Consider the following 18171-nt stretch of genomic DNA (forward strand, 5'->3'; position numbering starts at 1 on the left):
GTTAGGCGGGTTTGTGGTGCTCGTGCCAGTGGCGGGCGATGTCGACGCGGCGGCAGATCCAGACGCGATCGCGCCCCTGCACATAGTCCAAGAACCTCGCCAGCGCTGCTGTGCGCCCCGGTTTACCCGCCAAACGACAGTGCAAGCCAATGCTCATCATTTTGGGGCACTCATCGCCTTCAGCATAGAGGGTGTCGAAGGCATCGCGCAGATAGGCAAAAAACTGATCCCCCGAGTTAAACCCGGCGTAGGTGGCAAAGCGCATGTCGTTGTTGTCGAGGGTATAGGGAATCACCAGGTGCGGCCTACCGTACTCAATATTCCAGTAGGGCAGGTCGTCGGCATAGCTATCGGCATCGTAGAGAAAGCCGCCGTCTTCAACCACCAAAGCGCGGGTATTCGGGCTGTTGCGGCCCTGGTAAAAGCCCAGGGGGCGGCTACCTGCCACCTGCGTGTGAATCTCCACCGCCTTCCGAATGTGCTCGCGCTCGGCCTCAATGCCGAAGTACTGGTAGTCAATCCAGCGGTAGCCGTGGCTGGCGATCTCCCAGTCGGCCTCGGTCATGGCGGCGACAGCTTCGGGGTGGCGGGCCATGGCCATGGCCACGGCATACACCGTCAGCGGCAGGCCGCGACCCGTGAATAGCCGGTGCAGCCGCCAAAACCCAGCCCGACTGCCGTACTCGTACATCGACTCCATATTCATATTGCGCACTCCGGGCAGCGGTGCAGCCCCGACGCTTTCTGATAGAAACGCCTCCGAGGTTGCATCGCCGTGAAGAATGCAGTTTTCACTCCCTTCTTCGTAATTGATCACAAACTGCACTGCAATTCTGGCGTTGCTGGGCCACTGAGCGTGGGGCGGAGTGCGGCCGTAGCCAACCAGGTCGCGGGGATAGGAAGGAGTAATTGCCATAGGAGATGGGGAATGGAGTCTGCAGCGCAATTTAGGCTGGATTTTAGGGGTTACATCACGTTTTGGTCTAGTCAAATCACTGCACAAACTCACATCTTATTCATCACAAAAGGGATCCCCCAAATTCGGTTTCCCGTAAAAAAGCGGTTTAAGGTCACGAATTGTCCCTTCTACGCTCGTTTATGATCTACAGATCGGCTAATGTCGAAATATGGCTACGGGCAGAGAAGAATACAGTGGACTGAGCTACGGTGTAGCATGAACTTTGTGTTCTTAAATATCAATTAACGCTGCTGGCGGTCTGACTGACAGCACAATCACCACAGAATTGTGGCACTGGAGCTACGACTTTGTTGAACGGAAGGAGTAAACCCATGTCAGATGTCGCACTCTTGCCCAGCAAGAGGCAAGCTGCCCCCGTTCTTGACCTCGATGCCATCAATCGAGAGTGGGGAGAGGCGGACGCCACCAGTTTGGTGCAGTGGGGCCACAATACCTTTGGTGATGGTCTAGTTCTCAGTACTAGCTTTGGCATTCAGTCGGCGGTGATGCTGCATCTGGTGACCCAGGTAGTGCCTCAGATTCCAGTTGTTTGGGTTGACACCGGCTACCTACCGGCCGAAACCTACCGCTTTGCTGAAGACCTCTCGACCCGTCTCGACCTCAATCTCAAGGTCTACCAGTCGCCGCTCAGCCCGGCCCGCATGGAAGCACTGCATGGCCGCCTTTGGGAGCAGCACGATATAGAGGCGCTCAACCGCTACGACAAAATCCGTAAGGTAGAGCCCATGCAGCGGGCCTTAAGCGACCTCAACGCTACTGCCTGGCTCACCGGGCTGCGATCGGACCAGACTGATCACCGCAAGTCGCTGGGGCGGGTGGGCCAGCAGGGTGGGCGCTACAAGCTGCTGCCCATTCTCAAGTGGACCTCTAAGGATGTGTACGACTACCTCGTGGCCCATGACTTGCCTTACCACCCCCTGTTTGACCAGGGCTATGTGACCGTGGGCGATTGGCACTCTAGCCGTCCCATCACGGCGGCCGATGACAACGAGCGCGACACCCGGTTTAAGGGGCTCAAGCAAGAATGTGGTCTGCACCTGCCTCAGTCGCCTGAGGAGGCGGCTAGCTTAGACTCTAGTTCGCTATAATCGCCCCCTCGCCCACTGCCACTTTGGCTCCCGCTCAGTATCCTGACAGCGCCTCTCTGTTTAAGTGTGCCACTGTTGCTGGGGCGAAAAGCGCTCCCGCTAGGAGATTCTAAACGCTGAATTAGCACCAGACTCTGCGGTATTGACTGCCGCTGATTAAGCGATTAGCCCTTAGTGTAAGCTGTGAAAAGTTGAGGCGATCAGCCAAATTAACCCGCTTCTATGGAGAAGTGAGGCAAAATTTTTGCGTCTGCTGCTTGAGTGAGCCAGCAAAAGAAGATGCAGGCATGGCTAAGTTCAAAAGCATAGCTTTAAGCCTGTTTAAAGTTTGGGATCAGTTGTTAAAGCTATGGCAGCATTAGGCATGGGCACCGCAATGGCTAGCCAATTGCAGCTAAAAGTAGGTTTAACCAAATGTGTACTGTGTTGAGATTGTTAAGATTAACGTCTGCCCGAGGGGTGATGTCTTCTTGTCTAAATTCTTCTAGGCTTGGGGGATTGTACCAGAGATGTAACTTCTAACCAAATTCTCAAAAGCGCCCATCAACGGCATAGCTTATCCTTCTTGGTACATGCCCTTAACCCCCAATGTCCTCAGCTCTTTTACCCAACGACGAAGCGGGACGGTTAGAAGCCCTGCGGCGTTACGAAATTTTAGATACTCCTCCCGAAGCTGGGTTCGATCGCATCACTGCTTTGGCAGCACGATTATTTAATGTGCCGATGGCCCTAGTTTCCCTAGTGGATGAAACTCGGGTTTGGTTTAAATCTTGCTATGGGTTTGAGGGGCAAGAAATTCAGCGACATAGTTCGTTTTGTAGCCATGCGCTGCTGTCTGAAGACGTGTTGGTCGTACCTGAGGCGCGCCACGATAGCCGCTTTGCCGATAACCCCCTAGTGCAGGCTGAGCCAGGGCTGCGCTTTTATGCCGGGGCTCCCCTACGAAATCAAGACGGCTTTATCTTAGGCACTCTGTGCGTGCTTGACACTCAGCCACGAGACGATTTTGGCCTTGATCAGCAGGCGATGTTGTCGGATCTAGCCGCCATGGTGATCGATGAACTCGACCTGCGTTTGGCAGCCCACCGGGTGGCTGCGATCGACCAGGCCCTGCTGGCGGTCACCCAGGGGGTAGCTACCCAAACGGGGGATGCCTTTTTCCCGGCGCTGGTGCTGCATCTGACCCAGACCCTAGGGGTTGACTATAGTTACATTGGCCTGATTAAAGGCGATAGGCAAGATGCCATTCAAACCATTGCTGCCTGCGCCCAGGGGCAACTTATCGAAAACTTTGAATATTTGCTGCACCATACTCCCTGCCATCAGGTGTTGCTGAAACGCGAATTGTGCTGTTATGCCAGCGGCGTTAGGGTTCAGTTCCCGGAGGCGCCGCTATTGCACCCCCTGGGGGTTGAAAGCTACGCGGCGATTCCCTTTTTTGACCCCGAGGGCAATCCCCTGGGCCTGCTGGGAGTGATGGATGGCAAACCCTGGAGCAACGTGCAGCTGATTGAGGCGCTGCTGCCTATTTTTGCCCTGCGCATTGCCACCGAACTCGACCGTCAGCGCACCGATGCTGCTCGGCTCCAGGTGCAGCAAGACCTTGAGCACCTGGTGGCCCAACGTACTGCCGAGCTCTCTCAAACCAATCACCAACTGCAGCTAGAGATTGAAGAACGGCGACAAGCCGAAGTCGCCCTAGAAAAAGAGCAGGAGCTGCTGCGAGTGCTGCTCGAAAACGTGCAGGCGGGCATTGTGGCCTGCGATGAAGCAGGCATTTTAAGCCTGTTCAACCAGGCAGCGCGAGACTTCCACGGCCTGCCGAAAGAACTGCTGCCCCCCGACCAGTGGGCCGACCACTATGACCTCTACCATCCCGATGGCAAAACGCCCCTGGCTAAGGAGGCAATTCCGCTGTTTCGGGCGCTGCAAGGCGAACGTGTGGTCGGTGCTGAGATGGTGATTGCGCCCAAGGGGGACAAGGCTCGAACGGTGCTGGCGAGCGGACAGGCGATCGCAACGGGAGACGGCAATAACAGGGGTGCCGTAGTCGTTATGCACGACATTACCGAACGCAAGCAGGTCGAAAATGCCCTGCGCGATAGCGAAGCTCGGCTATCCAGCATTTTTGAAACGGTGCCCAACGGCATTATCATTTTTGACGACCAGGGCCAGCTAGTTACCGCAAATTCAACCGCAGAAGAGATCTTTAGGCTGACTCGCAGTGAATTGGCCGATCGCGCCTATAACGACCTGTCTTGGGCCATTACAACAGTGGATGGGCAACCCTTTGTCCCCGAAGACCTGCCGTTTGCCCAGGTGATGCGCGCTAAAGCACCGATTCACGGCATCGAATATGCAATTACCCATGCCGATGGCACCCGCGCAATTCTTTGCATTAACGCTTCCCCGTTATTCGATGCCAATGACCAGATTACCAATGTGATTACGTCGATTACCGACATTACCGAGCGGCACCAATCTGCAGCTACTCTCCATGCCTCTGAAGAACGCTATCGCTCGGTGATTGAGACTGTCGCCGAGGGCATTGTGCTACAGCATGCCGATGGCAGCATTTTTACCTGCAACGCTAGCGCTGAAGAGATTTTGGGCCTAACCGCTGAACAAATGATGGGGCGCAGTTCTCTCGACCCCCGCTGGTCGTGTATCTATGAGGATGGTTCTCCCTTTGCTGGCGATCAGCACCCCGCCATGGTCACGCTGCAAACCGGGGAGCCGCAGTCTAACGTGATCATGGGAGTGCGTAAACCCGATGGCACTCTCACCTGGATCTCGATCAATACCCGGCCGCTGTTTCACCCCAACGATCCCACGCCCTTTGCCGTGGTAGCCTCGTTCTCAAACATTACTGCCCGCAAACTGGCTGAGGCTGAGCGGGCTCAGCTGATTCGCGAGCAGGCAGCCCGCCTCGATGCCGAAGTTGGCCAGTTTCGTTCAGCGCTCCTGGTGGATATTAGTACTACGCTGGCCTCGCTGCTCAACCATACAGACACCCTGGAACGGGTTGCCGATCGGGTGGTGCCGTTTTTTGCCGACTGGTGTGCGATCGATCTGCTGCACCCCGCCCAGGGATCGGGGCAAAGCATTGAGCGGGTGGCGATGGCGCACTGCGATCGCGCCAAGGTCGAGCTGGGCTGGCAGCTGCATCGCCAATACCCACCGTCACTGGTCGCGTTAGAAGGAGTGCCCAAAATTTTGCGCACGGGTCAAACCCAACTGGTGGCGGAGATTCCGCCAGCCATGCTAGAGGGGGCGGCTCACGATGCTGAGCACCTGCGTTTGCTGCAAGGGCTAGGTCTAAAGTCCTGTATTATTGCCCCGCTAATTGCTCGGGGGCAAACCCTGGGAGCGATTTCCTTTGTGATGGCTGAAACTGGCCGCCGCTATGCCGCCAACGACCTGGCTCTGGCCGAGAACATCGCCCATCAAGTGGCGATCGCAGTCGATAACGCCCGCCTCTATCAGGCGGAGCAAACCGCGCGCAGTGAGGCCGAGGCGGCTAGCCGCATCAAAGACGAGTTTTTGGCGGTGCTCTCCCACGAGCTGAGGTCGCCCCTCAACCCGATTTTGGGCTGGTCGCAGCTGCTGCAAAAGCGATCGCCTGATGCTACTACGCTGATGCGAGGGCTACAGACCATTGAGCGCAACGCTAAACTGCAAACCCAGCTAATTGCCGATCTGCTTGATATGTCCCGTATTTTGCAGGGCAAGCTCAGTTTGGAGGTAGCGCCAGTGCAGCTTCAGGCCACCGTCGAAGCGGCTATGGAAACCGTGCGGCTGGCGGCAGAGGCCAAGGCCATTGAGATGCGCGCCCAGTTTGACCCCGCCGTTGCTCCTGTGATGGGCGATGCCGGGCGGCTCCAGCAGGTGGTTTGGAACCTGCTAGCCAATGCGGTGAAATTTACCCCTGAGGGTGGCCGCATTGAGATTCAGCTGAGAGCTATTGCCTCAGTCAACCAGCGGGCTGGGCTGCCCGCTGCCGGTCACCTAGCTCAGGCCGAGCTGACGGTGACCGACACCGGCAAAGGCATTGCCCCAGAGGTGCTACCCTACGTTTTTGAGCGCTTTCGCCAGGCTGACGGCAAGACCACACGCCAGTTTGGCGGGCTGGGTCTGGGCTTGGCGATCGCCCGACAGCTGGTTGAGCTGCACGGGGGCACCATCAGCGCCGGCAGCCCCGGCGATAACCAAGGCGCTACGTTTACTGTGCGTCTGCCCCTTCAGCGCCGCCCAAGCAATGGGTCGAACGGCACAAGCCATGCATCCTACCCATCAAGTTTTTTGAGTCAGACAAATACACTAGCCGGCATCCGCATTTTGGTAGTTGAAGACGAAGCCGATGCCCGCGAGCTGTTGGGGTTTGTGCTCAAGCAGGCCGGAGCCGCCGTCACCGCCGTAGCCTCTGCTGAAGAGGCGCTGAAACAGCTGCCCGATCTAGGAATAGATATCTTGGTCAGCGACATCGCCATGCCCCAGATGAATGGCTACATGCTGATGCAACAGATGCAGGCTGAGCTAAACCGTCGGGGGCAGCGGTGCAAAGCTATCGCTCTAACCGCCTACGCCAGTGATGTGGACCAGCGGCAGGCTCTCGCGGCGGGGTTTCAGCGCCATCTCAGCAAACCCTTTGAGCCAGCGGAACTGATTGAGGCGATCGCTACCCTAGCTGCTGAATAGATGTAGCCAACCCCCTCAAAAATATGGCTGATTCCTAGTTATTAAAAAACTTTTTATTGCGGTTTAACCCTGCACTTGTCGCCATAACTCTAGGTTTAGTTTTAAGCGTTAGTATCCAGTTTTGGTGTTGCTAAATTGCAGCATGAATGTAGGTAGGGGTAAGCGATTATTTTCTTCTACGAGAGACGTTGCAGTTTTGATTCATACCTATACCTAGCAAAGCTCCACTTTGTGTTAAGCAAAAGGCCAAAGTGCAAGGTTTAAGTACGCTGTGTTTCTAAAACTCTAAACTTTGCACTTTGGTCTTCTCCAGTCCATCAAAGTAAAGATGATGGCCTACCGATAGGCTTAAGCTAATATTGATCTGCTGTTCCCTCTCGGGCTTAGCGCTTTGGTGCTGTCCTGGGCCTGGAGAACACAAATCTCATTATTACCTGGGTAGCTCTTCAATGGTGATGATTGGCCTCTAGCAAGGCCGCGACCTTAGTGAGCAACTGGTCAAACTCAATCGGCTTGCGAATGAAATTGTTGGGTTCTAACGCCAGCCCCTGATTGGTCTGGAGGGTGTCGTAGGCTGTAACAATTAAAATCGGCATTAGCGGCAGGGCAGGATTTTGCCGAATCTTTTTAGTGACTTCATAGCCATTCATATCTGGCATCATCACATCCATCAAAATCAAATCTGGCGGAGCGTTTTCAACCTTGGCTAGGGCCGAGCCACCATTGCCAGCGGTCTCAACTTCATAGCCTTCTGTTTCTAAAACAGTTCTTAGCAAAAACAAGTTATCTTCTATGTCGTCGACGACTAGAATACGAAAATCAGAAGGGGTGCACACAGCAAAGGTTTGAATAGGGTTATGTGAATATAGCTAGTTTAAGGGATAAGTTATTCTACCTACCTCGCACTTGAGACACAGATCAAAGTCATAAAAAAGGTAGGCTTATGCCTACCTTTTATACTGTCTGCTGTGTTGACAAAAAAGCCGTTGGCGTTAACGAGGAGCAGCGCCGTAGGTGCGGGGGTTACGAGCACCTGTAGCAGCACCAGCAAGGGAAGCCACTAGGCCCAGCAGAGACCCTAGAGCAAATGACCAACCAACCTTGGCAGCATTGCCAGCAATGTTTTGGGCTTGCTCTTGACTCACGTTGGGGTCAGCAGCATTGGGCAGAGCATCGGTGGGCACCTGATTAACGACGGCGTCGGCTCCCTGGGCTACTAGACCAAAAGCACCAGCTACGCCACTCGAAAGCAGCCAGGCGCTAACGGCCAGGGTGGTTGCCCACAAAATAGCGCCGTTGAGCAAAGCGGTTTTGCGGTTCATGGGGCCGCAGGCGCGAGAGGTAACGTAGCCGCCTAAGAACAAGGCAATCAGCAAGCTGATAATTGACCAGATGCCTACGGCAGTACCAACGTCGCCGGCGTTACTTTGGGCAGCATCTGAGCCAGCTATATTGGTGAGGCCCACGGCCGCACCTAAGGCAGTGAGCACAAGCTGAGTGGCGATCGCCACAACTAGACCGGCAATAATTGGACCCCAGCGTACCAGGTCATGGTAGCCGGTAACGGCAACGGGCGCTGCGTCTGCTATGCGCTGGCCCGGGGCGGTGCCGTAAGCAACAGGCTCTTCTCTATAAGCGCCGGGTTCATTGGTGTAGGACATGGAAACTCTTTACCTCTCTGTGGGACAACTCTAGGGGTTGATAAATCTTGTCCCTAATTTATGACGTTGTCTGGATGTGGCCATCTACACAGAGACGCAAACTAAAACACCTAAAGAGGTAGATGCGGTGTGGCCGTATTGGAATAGCTTAAAAAAATAACCTCAGCAACCCTACCGGTAGTGTTAAGAAAACGTTTATAGACATATATAGAAATAAGAAAAGGACTATTGAGCTTTTTTATTTACAAAAAGCAAGCGACTTCCCTCAGCAATTCTGCCCTTAGGTGTATGCCTCAAATGGGGTAATACTTCACCCTGGGAAAAGCTGCCAAGCGGCGATCGCCCTTTGGTGGGTGAGTTGGGCGGTTAGTTGTCGTGGCGATCGAGCGTGATTTAAGGAGATGTTGTGAATAAAGTATTAGGTATTGTGCTGGGCGGCGGTGCTGGAACCCGTCTCTATCCCCTGACCAAGACCCGGGCCAAGCCGGCGGTGCCCCTAGGTGGCAAACATAGGCTAATTGATATTCCTATTAGCAACTGTATCAACTCAGGTATCTCGAAAATCTACGTTCTTACGCAGTTCAACTCGGCTTCACTGAATGCCCACATTTCCCGAGCCTACAGTTTTTCAGGCTTTCAGCAGGGCTTTGTAGAAGTATTAGCAGCCCAGCAAACCCCCGAAAATTTAGACTGGTTTCAGGGTACTGCCGATGCCGTGCGACAGTACCTACCGCGCTTTGAAGACATGGATGTAGATGAATACTTGATCCTGTCGGGTGATCATCTGTACCGCATGGACTACAGCGATTTTGTAGAGCATCATCGGCGCACCAATGCTGACATTACCCTGTCGGTGCTGCCGGTTGACGAGGCTCACGCCTCCAGCTTTGGTCTGATGAAAATTGACGATTCGGGCCGCATCATCAACTTTAGCGAAAAGCCCAAGGGCGATGCTCTCAAGCAAATGCAGGTCGACACTACCACCCTAGGCCTTTCCCCAGAAGGGGCTAAAGAAAAGCCCTATATTGCCTCCATGGGCATCTATTTGTTTAAGCGAGATGTATTGATCGATCTGCTTAAAAAGCAGCCTCAATCACCTGATTTTGGTAAAGAGATTATTCCAAATTCTGCTAAAGATCACAATGTGCAGGCCTATCTCTTTAACGACTATTGGGAAGACATTGGTACAATCGAGTCGTTCTTTAACGCCAATTTAGCTCTGGTCAAGCAGCCTAACCCGCTGTTTAGCTTTTACGATGAGGCGGCCCCTATCTATACCCGCGCTCGCTATCTGCCACCGACTAAACACCTTAAGTGTGATATTGCCGAGTCGATGATTAGCGAGGGCTGCATTCTTAAGGAATGTCGTATTACCAATTCGATTATTGGCATTCGCTCTCGCATTGAGTCGGGCTGCACTATTGAGGACAGCCTGATTATGGGAGCCGATTATTACCAAGACAATTTTGAGCGGCGCGGTAGTTGTGACACAGCCAGGGTTCCCCTCGGTATTGGTGCCAACACTACCATCAGTCATGCCATTGTCGATAAGAATGCCCGCATCGGCTGTAACGTGAAAATTCTCAATAAAGATCGCGTTGAGGAAGCCGAGCGCGAAGACGAGGGCTTTTACATTCGCAGCGGCATTGTTGTCGTTTTGCGGGGGGCTGTTATCCCCGACGACACGGTTATTTAAGCTGGGTTAACTGAGACGTATAAACCACAAAAAAGAGGCCTTGGTCGCGACCAAGGCCTCTTTTTTGGCATGTTGTATAGCTGTATTGATGCATAGCGTTGATAGCCGCGCTTAAGAGAGTCACTACCACTGGCAAAACCTAGGGCGGTGCATGATGTGTAGCCCATCGCCCAAGAGGTTATGCAGAGTCTCCTAACACAGCTGGTGATGACTGTAATTGGGTATGACAGAAAAGGCTATAGGCTTGAAGTTTGATGTTCTGAGTTGCTTTAGTAATGCTGCTGCTGCGATCGCTTCAATGATTAGGCCGTCTCAAGTCTGCCTACAGCCCTGCCTTGCTGTGTGAGGTAAGCCTAATGCTTGGATATTGAGGGTTTGAGGACGACCCATATACCTCACCAGCTTTTTGAGAAGGCAGTAAAAGTCTCGCTTTTCAAGGAGATGTTCACTTTTGCCGCAGGAAACAGAACCTTTCAAACGTCCGCTTCGACTTGTGCAATTCATCAATGGCTGGTTTGGATTGAGGTGGGCAACAAAAAGGGCGATCGCGCTACTAACGCGATCGCCCCTATCTGTCGGTGCTCTATATCTAGCTCACGACTGCCAGACCACCAGCGGCGGCAGCACAGATGGCTGAGATCGTAGCGGTAGCAAAGATCCACCAGGAGGCAGCAGCGGCGGTTTTGCGGGTGTCTTCCACCTGCTGGTAGGCCTGGTGCTTGATCTCGCTCAAGCGGTTCTCGACTGCGTGTTCGAGCTGTTCGGCTTTGCTGAGAGCGCTGCTGCGAACATCTTCGATCTGGTCAATGATGCGGTTAGCATCGCTTTCTGAAATCGCATCGTGGGAACTCATAAGCGCCACTAGCGTACCGCGATCGACCTGGCCGAGGCGCACTTTGAGAGACTCAAAGCCTGCCTGGGGGTCATCCATGAGCTGCTGCAAGTCGCGGCGAATGCCGTAGTAGTCAAGCTCGGGGCGACCCAGCGAGTCGAGGTAGGTGCGAATCCGCGACAGAATGCCGTTTACCAACGACGAAATGCGAGACTGCACATTGCGAATCTGGGCCACGAACTGGCTCCGCACCGATAGCACCTGATCGACTGCCGCTTCGGCTTCGGCCTGGGTCATGTCGGGACGTTGGGCCAGCAGAGCCACAACGGTGTCACGATCGATTCTTGACAGGCGAGCTTGCAGACGCTCGGCCCCCAGGCGAGGATCATTGAGCAGCAGCTTGAGATCGCGCTTGATGTCGTCGGGGTTGAGCGCTGCTTTGTTGGTGTTGCGCAGATAGTCTTCCAGGGCGGTTTCAAAGGAGACAACCTGGGTCTGGGCCCGACGAGCCAGCCGCTGAGGCATGTGCAGAATACCGCGAATGGTACCTAGCACATCGTCAATGATGCGATTGGCTTCTGCTTCGCTGAGGTCCTCGCGCTGGCTGAGTAGCTGCACTAGGGTGTCGCGATCCATGGCCGATAGGCGATCGCGCATAGCCCCCATCCCCGCCTGAGGGTTGTTCACCAACAGCTCCAGGTCGCGCTTAATGCCCTCGGGGTTGAGTTCGGGCTTGCCGGTTTCGAGCAGATAGCGCTCGATCGCACTGGTGGCTTCATCGTACTTGGCCTTGGCCTGGGCCGTCAGCGCGCCGGGTGCGTTAATCGTCTTGTACCAGGTCGACTCAACCTGATCGAGAGTGCGGTTGATCTCAGCTTCGGAGAGATCTTGACGCTGGTTGAGCAATTGCACCAGGGTGTCGCGATCGAACTGGGCCATGCGCTGGCGCAGGCGGTGCACACCAGCATCGGGCTCGTGGAGCAGCGTAGCAAGGTCGGCCTTGATGCCCTCAGGGTTAAGCTCAGCTTTATTGGTGTTTTGCAGATAGTGCTGTAACCCCATCCACTGGTTCTCAACCCGAGCTTTGGCCGAGGATTGCAGCCCGGCGGCATCGGACCGCACGTTGTTCATCACCCCTTCTAAACGGCTGGCAACAGCCTGTATTTCTGCCTCGCTCAGATCGCCACGGGTGCTTAGGGTCTGGGTAAGAGCTTCATAGGTGAAGGGGGCAAACCGCTCTTGCAGGTCGTCAGCATCGGCGTAGGGATCGTCTAGCAGGCTGCTGAAGGCGCTGCTACCCGTTTCAGACAGCAGCTCTTCGCGCGGGGTTTGACGCAGAAAAGTATAAACCTTAGTCTGTGCATCCTTGGCCGCTTCGATCCGGTAGCGCTCAGAAACTTCGCCTAGGGCTTGAAGCCGCACAGCTTCGAGCTGGCGCGAAACATCGGCAATTTCGCTCTTAGTTAGCAGCCCTCGCGAGGCCAAAAGCTCGGCGAAGAATGACTGATCTAGGTTCATCAGCTCTTGGCGCATCAGACCCGCGTCAGCAAAGGGATCGTAGATGACATCCCAAAACTCTTTCTGCATGCGCTGGGTGTTGAGCTGCCACGGGTAGGCGTTGAGCAGGTAGGTTTCGACGTCAGCTCTGACCACGCTGTAGCGATCGCTGCCGCTTACCTGGCTAGTGAGCGTGTCAGCTTGGCTGGTGACATCGTTCTTGAGCTGCTTAAAGCGCTCGGTGATCTTCTCCACGTCCAGGTCAGAGAGGTCGGCTCGACCCATCACCACACCCATCAGGGTGCTCAACCCCTGGTTGAGCGGGTTGGTTTTGGCCTCTTTGCCCTTGCGCTGCTGGCGCAGTTCGCCCAGAAACTCGTCTAGGCGGCTGCCCAGCGAGTCGGCCAACAGTTCCTCTGGGCGGGCTGACTTGAGGTAGTTGACCAGTTCACCAAGGCTGTCGTTGCCAGAGGCCTTGCCCAGCGCTTTGTTCCAGGTGCTGTAGAGGCGATCGGCGATGCGGCTAGCTTCTTTGCGCGACAGATCGGTACGGCTGCTGACCAGCTTCTCAAAGCTGTCGCGGTTGAGCTGGGATAGAGTATCGCGATCGGCCAACGATGTTAGGTCAGACTCGTGAATCAGGCGCTCAAACTCAGCCTCTAACCCTGCGATATCCAATGCTGGGGATGTGAGGGAGCTAACGTAATCGCGCAGGGTGTCCTTGATATCGCTGCCGCTCCAGCCGGCGGTGAGTTCGCGGCGCACAGCGGCGGCGGTGGCTTCGGCGGTCTCAATCACCTGGTTGCTGGCCATCTTGGCCCCCACAGCCCCGGTGGCTGCCCCTAAGAGGGATTGAAAACTAGAGGTTGCGGTTTTGACCACTGATCCAATCAGCGACCCAACGGTAGTTGAGCTAAACCAAAACAGCAGGCAAAAGTAGGTGCCCCACACCACCAAACCGGTAATAGCCCCTAGCAACGCACTGCTGTAAAGGCTGAGCTTAACGGCCAAAAAGCAGGCACAAAAAAGGGCCAAACTAACCGTGATCACGGTCCAAATACCAACTTTGGTGGCAATTTTTTTGTCACCGCTACCAGAGCTGCTGCTGCTACTACTCGATGAAGACTGGCCGATGTAGGTGAGGCCAGCGGCGACCGACAGGTTGGTTAGCAGAAGATGAAAGCCGAAGGCCAAAATTACGCCCGAAAGCAGGGCAATGAAAAACTGAGGCCCCGAAAAAATAAGGGCAGCATCTTCAGGGGTGGTGACTCCTGGAGATACTACCTGTGCCAGAGGGCCGCTTAGTATGTTTAGTCCAATGTGCTCAATCACGGTACTGTTCCTTTGAAAATTGCAACTGTCTCGATGCCGCTTGGTCTACCCGTTTCTAGTAACTGTTAGTGGAGATACTGAGAATGCAGTTTGGTCTGCCAAAGACTAGAAGGCTATATGTGTGAGTCAGCTCGGGCGATCGCTCTTCGCTCTTCGGGACATAAAACCGATCGAGCGGGGCCAGACTCAAACACACAAAAAATAGACTTAAAAAATGAAAGAATCTGAGTAGTCTGAGTCGCAACTCTAGATACCTCAGGACAACGAATACAGCCTCTAGGCTTACATCAAACTCTATTAGTCCTAATAAAGCATCTATCCCACTGCGTAATTCTTTGGGGGGATAATATGTGGGCGTAATCCTGTCTAGGTCTGAGGTATGGCTGATGGTTGGTCAACCTTTGGAGGGAGCGATCGCCCCATAGCCCAGTCCGGCACTGCTAAAAAATAAAGTTCTTGCGACCCATGGGCAAAGGCTTTAGCCTCTGCTCAGTTGTCTAAATCTGTTTGACTAGATTGCAGCATCTCTTCAATAGCACCGTGATAGAGTGCCGCCGAAGTAAAGTGTTCCTCTTGACGGATGGTACCTATAAACCGTGTTTTTAGACTGTACAAAGTGAAAATCAAAAAAGTAGAGGAATAACCAATGAGTATTCAAGATAGAGCCGAAGCTACCGGCAAGAACATTCAAGGTAAAGCGCAGGAAGCGGCCGGCAAAGTAACCGGGAATACCTCCGACGAAGCGAAAGGTAAGTCCAAGCAGGGCGAATCCAGCGTTCAGCACGCCAAAGAAGATGTCAAAGATCAAGTCAAGAAAGTTATTGACTAATATCGTCTGACAATCTGCTGTAAGCCATAGAAGGGAGAGCACTAAAACTGCTCTCCCTTTTTTGATCAGATTCTTGGGGTTTAAATGTTTTTGAGCCGACCAATTTGTTTGACCTCCTTCAGTTCATTTGCATAGAGTGCGCAAACTATAGAACCACAGCATTAAGCTTCTTTTTAAGGGCTGTTTAGGAAGGGATCGGTATCAAATTTAATCGTCTGCCAATTTTTCTGCTCCCAGTACTTAGACTTAAGCACTTGCTTGAAAGAAAAAATTGAGAGACTGTAATTTTCTCGCAACAGAGTCAAAACTCTTGTGACGACCTTTCGATGGGCACTGCTCTCTAGCCTGAACTCTATTAATAGACAGATTTATTCTGAGAGTTAAAAATTATAAAGTTTATAAAAATTTATAAATGAGCTAAGGAGATATCAATGGAGCTTGGCATTAAAGACAAAGTGGCTGTTATTACTGGCGGAGATTCTGGCATTGGCCGCGCTACCGCTAAGCTGTTAGCTAGTGAAGGGGTAAAAGTTGCCCTGGTTGACAAGACAACGACACAGCTCCAAAACACAGTAGATGAAGTCAGCGCCATTGGTGAGGCCTTGGCGGTGCAGGCCGATCTACGCAGTCTGGCCGACGTTGAAGCGGCTCAAAAAGAAATTTTGAGCCGGTTTGGTCAGGTCGATATTTTGGTTAATTGCGCGGGCATTACTGGGGCCACGGGTGACTTTTTAGACATTGGCGATGACGATTGGCAGCAGGCACTCGACATCAATTTGATGGGAGCTGTGCGTGTATGCCGCACGTTTATTCCGGCGATGCGAGAGGCAGGCTGGGGGCGAGTGGTGCTGGTAGCCTCAGAAGATGCGGTGCAGCCCTACGTCGACGAAATGCCCTACTGCGCCTCTAAAGCTGGGGTACTAAATTTTGCTAAGAACCTGTCGAAGGCCTACGCCCAAGATGGTGTGCTGGTGAACTCGGTGGCTCCGGCCTTTATCGCTACCCCAATGACCGACGCCATGATGGAGCAGCGGGCTGAAAAAATGGGCACTACTGTTAATCAGGCGATCGCTACCTTTCTCGATGAAGAGCGGCCTCACCTGGAGCTGAAGCGCCGGGGCAAAGCTGAAGAGGTCGCGGCGGTAATTGCCTTCCTCTGCTCTCAGCAGTCAAGCTTTGTGGTGGGAGCCAACTATCGGGTAGATGGAGGCTCGGTAGCTGGCGTAGGGCTGTAGAGAGCTTGCCTTGGTCGAAATGCGTCTTGTGAAAGATGTGTTCAGGGCTACACCCCTAGCAGGATAAACGAGATTTAGCTCATAACCCCGCGCGATCGCCATGGATCTCGAACCCCCCAGTCTGCGTCTGCTAATTACGATGAATTTAGGCTTTTGGGGGGTGCAGATTGGCAACGGTTTGCAAACTGCCCACGCTAGCGCTGTTTTTGAGAGCTTGGGGGCCGAGGCCAGCCAGCTGCCCCTGCTGTGGCTAGGGGCACCGCTGATGGGGCTATTGGCCCAACCCATTGTCGGAGAACTGAGCGATCGCACCGTCAGCCGCTGGGGCAGACGGCAGCCCTACTTCCTGGGCGGGGCTGTGATTGGGGCGGCGATGCTGCTGGCAATGCCTATGGCTACCAGTTTGGTGCAGGCGGTAGCGCTCTATTGGGTACTACAGCTAGCCCTTAACGTCAGCGTTGCCCCAAGTCGCCCCTTTGTGGGCGACTTGCTGTCTCCGGCCCATCGCACCCTGGGCTACTCGCTCCAAGGGTTTTGCATTGGTCTTGGCACCATCTGCGCGGCAGGGCTGCCCTGGATTTTGGAGCATGTGTTTCGGCTAGAACCGGTCTCCCACATGGGCATTCCAGACGTAATTCGGGCGGCCTACTGGGTGGGGGCAGCGTTCTGTTTAGTCGGCACCCTGGTCACCTTCTGGGCCGTGGATGAACCCGCTCCCCAGGTGGCGCTTTTCCATGAAGATGAAGAGGAGGGCAATCGCTTGCCGATGCTAGGGGCGATCGCCCAGGCGATGGCAGAACTGCCGCCGATGATGCGGCAGCTAGGGATGGTGCAAGCCCTGAGCTGGGCTGGTATCTACTGCATTTTTTTGTACTTGCCCAATGCGATCGCCCTCAATGTTTTGGCCACCCCCGATCGCTCCCTAACTAGCTACTCCCACAACGTGGAATGGGCTGGCCTTTGTACAGCCTTCTACAACCTGGTCTGCCTAGGGGTGTCGTGGGTAATCCCCTCCCTGAGCCAGCGCTGGGGTCGGGTGACGGTGCACGCCTGCTGCCTGATGGCTGGGTCTGTAGGGCTGCTGTCGCTCCTGCTGGTACACAGCCGCTACCCGGTTTTGCTCTCGATGGTCGGACTGGGTATCGCCTGGGCCAGCATCCTAGCCATTCCCTACTCGCTGCTGATGGATGACCTGGCAGAGGGCCAAAGCGGGGTCTATATGGGAATTTTTAATGGCTTTATTACCCTGCCTCAGATCGCCATGTCCCTAGGATTTGGTTGGGTGATGAAGACCCTGCTGCAAGACAATCGCCTTTGGGCTTTGGCCTTAGGGGGCATCTTGCTAGGTCTAGCGGCTCTGCTGATGCTGCGAGTGACAGAACCCGCTAGAACGGGTGGAAACGAAGCGGTTGGCGCCCTAGCCCCAGCGACAAAATAGCTACAACGAGAGACTTGGACCTGCCTCCTTTGAGCGATGTAGCGAGTACCCCAAAAGCATTAGTTTATGCTCATGCAAACGCTACTCAAAGAGGTAGAGTCCATGGATAATCAGAATTCTGAAGAGCGTAAGCCAATCAGCCAGCCCCTCACCCCCGAGGAAGTTTCCCCAGAGCAGCGGGCGGCCATGAAAGAGGCTATGGACAAAGGAGATCTGGTGCTCAACCCCGGTGACTACGTCACTGAGGAAAAGACCCTTGAAGAGAAATCGAAGCAGGTAGCAGTTGATACGGCTGACATTACCGGCGATCGCATTGTAGTACCTACCTACTTCGTCGTCGACGACCCAGAAGAAGGCCAGAAAGCGCTGCACCACATCAAAGATGCAGAGGAAATTTCCGACGTTATTCGTCAAGCTCGCATTGACGAAGACGGCAATCGCACCTGGCGCTAAGGTTTGAGCAGGCGCTTGGTGACGGCCTCAGAGGCTTGGGTTTAGGGTTCAAGGTCTGCCCGTGAACCTTAAACCCTCAGTCTATCTAACCGGTCACCTTTAGCTTGGCTGGCTACCACTGTCTACTTTGGCTTCGTTTGACCATGAAAAACAATGCCCGTCAGCCCAACCCCTCTGACCTGTCAGTGAGGGCTCAAAACAGCAGCATGTCTGCTTTTGTGACACGGGTTTCGCTGTCGCTTTTAGGGCTGCCGTTAGGAGGATACATTCTCGGTAGCATTGTCGACAGGCAGCTACAAGGGGAAATTTCCTGGGCGATCGCAGCGGCCCTCCTGGGCCTAACTGCAGGGCTGATCAACCTTTGGATGTGGATGAAACGCCCTGCACCCGAGGCTGATGTTTCCTCTACGCGGCCCTAGGAATGAGTCTTGCC

12 protein-coding genes are annotated in these 18171 nt (G+C 54.2%); 8 read left to right on the top strand and 4 right to left on the bottom strand.

Going from position 1 to position 18171, the window contains the following annotated elements; all coding sequences use genetic code 11:
- Position 1: 1 nt before the first annotated feature.
- Positions 2–910: an allantoinase PuuE gene (puuE, locus tag H6F75_RS06920; RefSeq protein WP_190750634.1), complete on the bottom strand. Its 909-nt coding sequence runs from the start codon at positions 908–910 to the stop codon at positions 2–4.
- A gap of 380 nt (positions 911–1290) precedes the next feature.
- Between puuE and H6F75_RS06925 the strand changes: the two genes are divergently transcribed.
- Together H6F75_RS06925 and H6F75_RS28020 are read left to right on the top strand one after the other, a co-directional pair.
- Positions 1291–2067 carry a phosphoadenylyl-sulfate reductase gene (locus tag H6F75_RS06925; RefSeq protein ID WP_190750538.1) on the top strand — a complete coding sequence of 259 codons (777 nt, stop codon included), beginning with the start codon at positions 1291–1293 and terminating at the stop codon, positions 2065–2067.
- Between the two features lie 588 nt (positions 2068–2655).
- Complete coding sequence (locus tag H6F75_RS28020) at positions 2656–6765, top strand: PAS domain S-box protein (protein ID WP_190750540.1); 4110 nt, start codon at positions 2656–2658, stop codon at positions 6763–6765.
- 446 nt (positions 6766–7211) lie between these two features.
- Here H6F75_RS28020 and H6F75_RS06935 read toward each other — a convergent pair whose 3' ends face one another.
- Together H6F75_RS06935 and H6F75_RS06940 are read right to left on the bottom strand one after the other, a co-directional pair.
- Positions 7212–7601, bottom strand: coding sequence for a response regulator (locus H6F75_RS06935; protein ID WP_190750542.1), 390 nt, complete (start codon positions 7599–7601; stop codon positions 7212–7214).
- 156 nt (positions 7602–7757) lie between these two features.
- Positions 7758–8426, bottom strand: a complete 669-nt coding sequence (locus H6F75_RS06940; protein ID WP_199303798.1) for a hypothetical protein — start codon at positions 8424–8426, stop codon at positions 7758–7760.
- A gap of 406 nt (positions 8427–8832) precedes the next feature.
- On the opposite strand from H6F75_RS06940, the gene H6F75_RS06945 reads away from it, so the two are divergent.
- Entirely contained in the window at positions 8833–10122 is a 1290-nt protein-coding gene (locus H6F75_RS06945; RefSeq protein ID WP_190750544.1) for a glucose-1-phosphate adenylyltransferase, read from the top strand.
- Positions 10123–10711: 589 nt separating this feature from the next.
- Here H6F75_RS06945 and H6F75_RS06950 read toward each other — a convergent pair.
- On the bottom strand, positions 10712–13783 hold the full coding sequence (locus tag H6F75_RS06950; RefSeq protein WP_190750546.1) for a YrzE family protein: 3072 nt from the start codon (positions 13781–13783) through the stop codon (positions 10712–10714).
- A gap of 646 nt (positions 13784–14429) precedes the next feature.
- On the opposite strand from H6F75_RS06950, the gene H6F75_RS06955 reads away from it, so the two are divergent.
- The 5 genes from H6F75_RS06955 (at position 14430) to H6F75_RS06975 (ending at position 18157) form a co-directional block, all read left to right on the top strand.
- A complete protein-coding gene (locus H6F75_RS06955) occupies positions 14430–14612 on the top strand; it encodes a CsbD family protein (protein WP_190750548.1) in 183 nt (60 codons plus the stop codon).
- A 431-nt stretch (positions 14613–15043) separates the two neighbouring features.
- Positions 15044–15847, top strand: coding sequence for an SDR family oxidoreductase (locus H6F75_RS06960; protein ID WP_190750550.1), 804 nt, complete (start codon positions 15044–15046; stop codon positions 15845–15847).
- Between the two features lie 100 nt (positions 15848–15947).
- Positions 15948–17285, top strand: coding sequence for an MFS transporter (locus H6F75_RS06965; RefSeq protein WP_190750552.1), 1338 nt, complete (start codon positions 15948–15950; stop codon positions 17283–17285).
- A 102-nt stretch (positions 17286–17387) separates the two neighbouring features.
- A complete protein-coding gene (locus tag H6F75_RS06970; RefSeq protein ID WP_190750554.1) occupies positions 17388–17738 on the top strand; it encodes a hypothetical protein in 351 nt (116 codons plus the stop codon).
- A gap of 143 nt (positions 17739–17881) precedes the next feature.
- Positions 17882–18157: an AtpZ/AtpI family protein gene (locus H6F75_RS06975; RefSeq protein ID WP_190750556.1), complete on the top strand. Its 276-nt coding sequence runs from the start codon at positions 17882–17884 to the stop codon at positions 18155–18157.
- Positions 18158–18171: the final 14 nt, after the last annotated feature.

The organism is Nodosilinea sp. FACHB-131 (genome assembly GCF_014695395.1).
GTDB lineage: Bacteria > Cyanobacteriota > Cyanobacteriia > Phormidesmidales > Phormidesmidaceae > Nodosilinea.

Bases quoted from the DNA above. Each gene is read 5' to 3' on its own strand.
- H6F75_RS28020 (WP_190750540.1), top strand. From the start codon at position 2,656: ATGTCCTCAGCTCTTTTACCCAACGACGAAGCGGGACGGTTAGAAGCC.
- H6F75_RS06965 (WP_190750552.1), top strand. From the start codon at position 15,948: ATGGATCTCGAACCCCCCAGTCTGCGTCTGCTAATTACGATGAATTTA.
- H6F75_RS06955 (WP_190750548.1), top strand. From the start codon at position 14,430: ATGAGTATTCAAGATAGAGCCGAAGCTACCGGCAAGAACATTCAAGGT.
- H6F75_RS06960 (WP_190750550.1), top strand. From the start codon at position 15,044: ATGGAGCTTGGCATTAAAGACAAAGTGGCTGTTATTACTGGCGGAGAT.
- H6F75_RS06975 (WP_190750556.1), top strand. From the start codon at position 17,882: ATGAAAAACAATGCCCGTCAGCCCAACCCCTCTGACCTGTCAGTGAGG.
- H6F75_RS06970 (WP_190750554.1), top strand. From the start codon at position 17,388: ATGGATAATCAGAATTCTGAAGAGCGTAAGCCAATCAGCCAGCCCCTC.
- H6F75_RS06925 (WP_190750538.1), top strand. From the start codon at position 1,291: ATGTCAGATGTCGCACTCTTGCCCAGCAAGAGGCAAGCTGCCCCCGTT.
- H6F75_RS06940 (WP_199303798.1), bottom strand. From the start codon at position 8,426: ATGTCCTACACCAATGAACCCGGCGCTTATAGAGAAGAGCCTGTTGCT.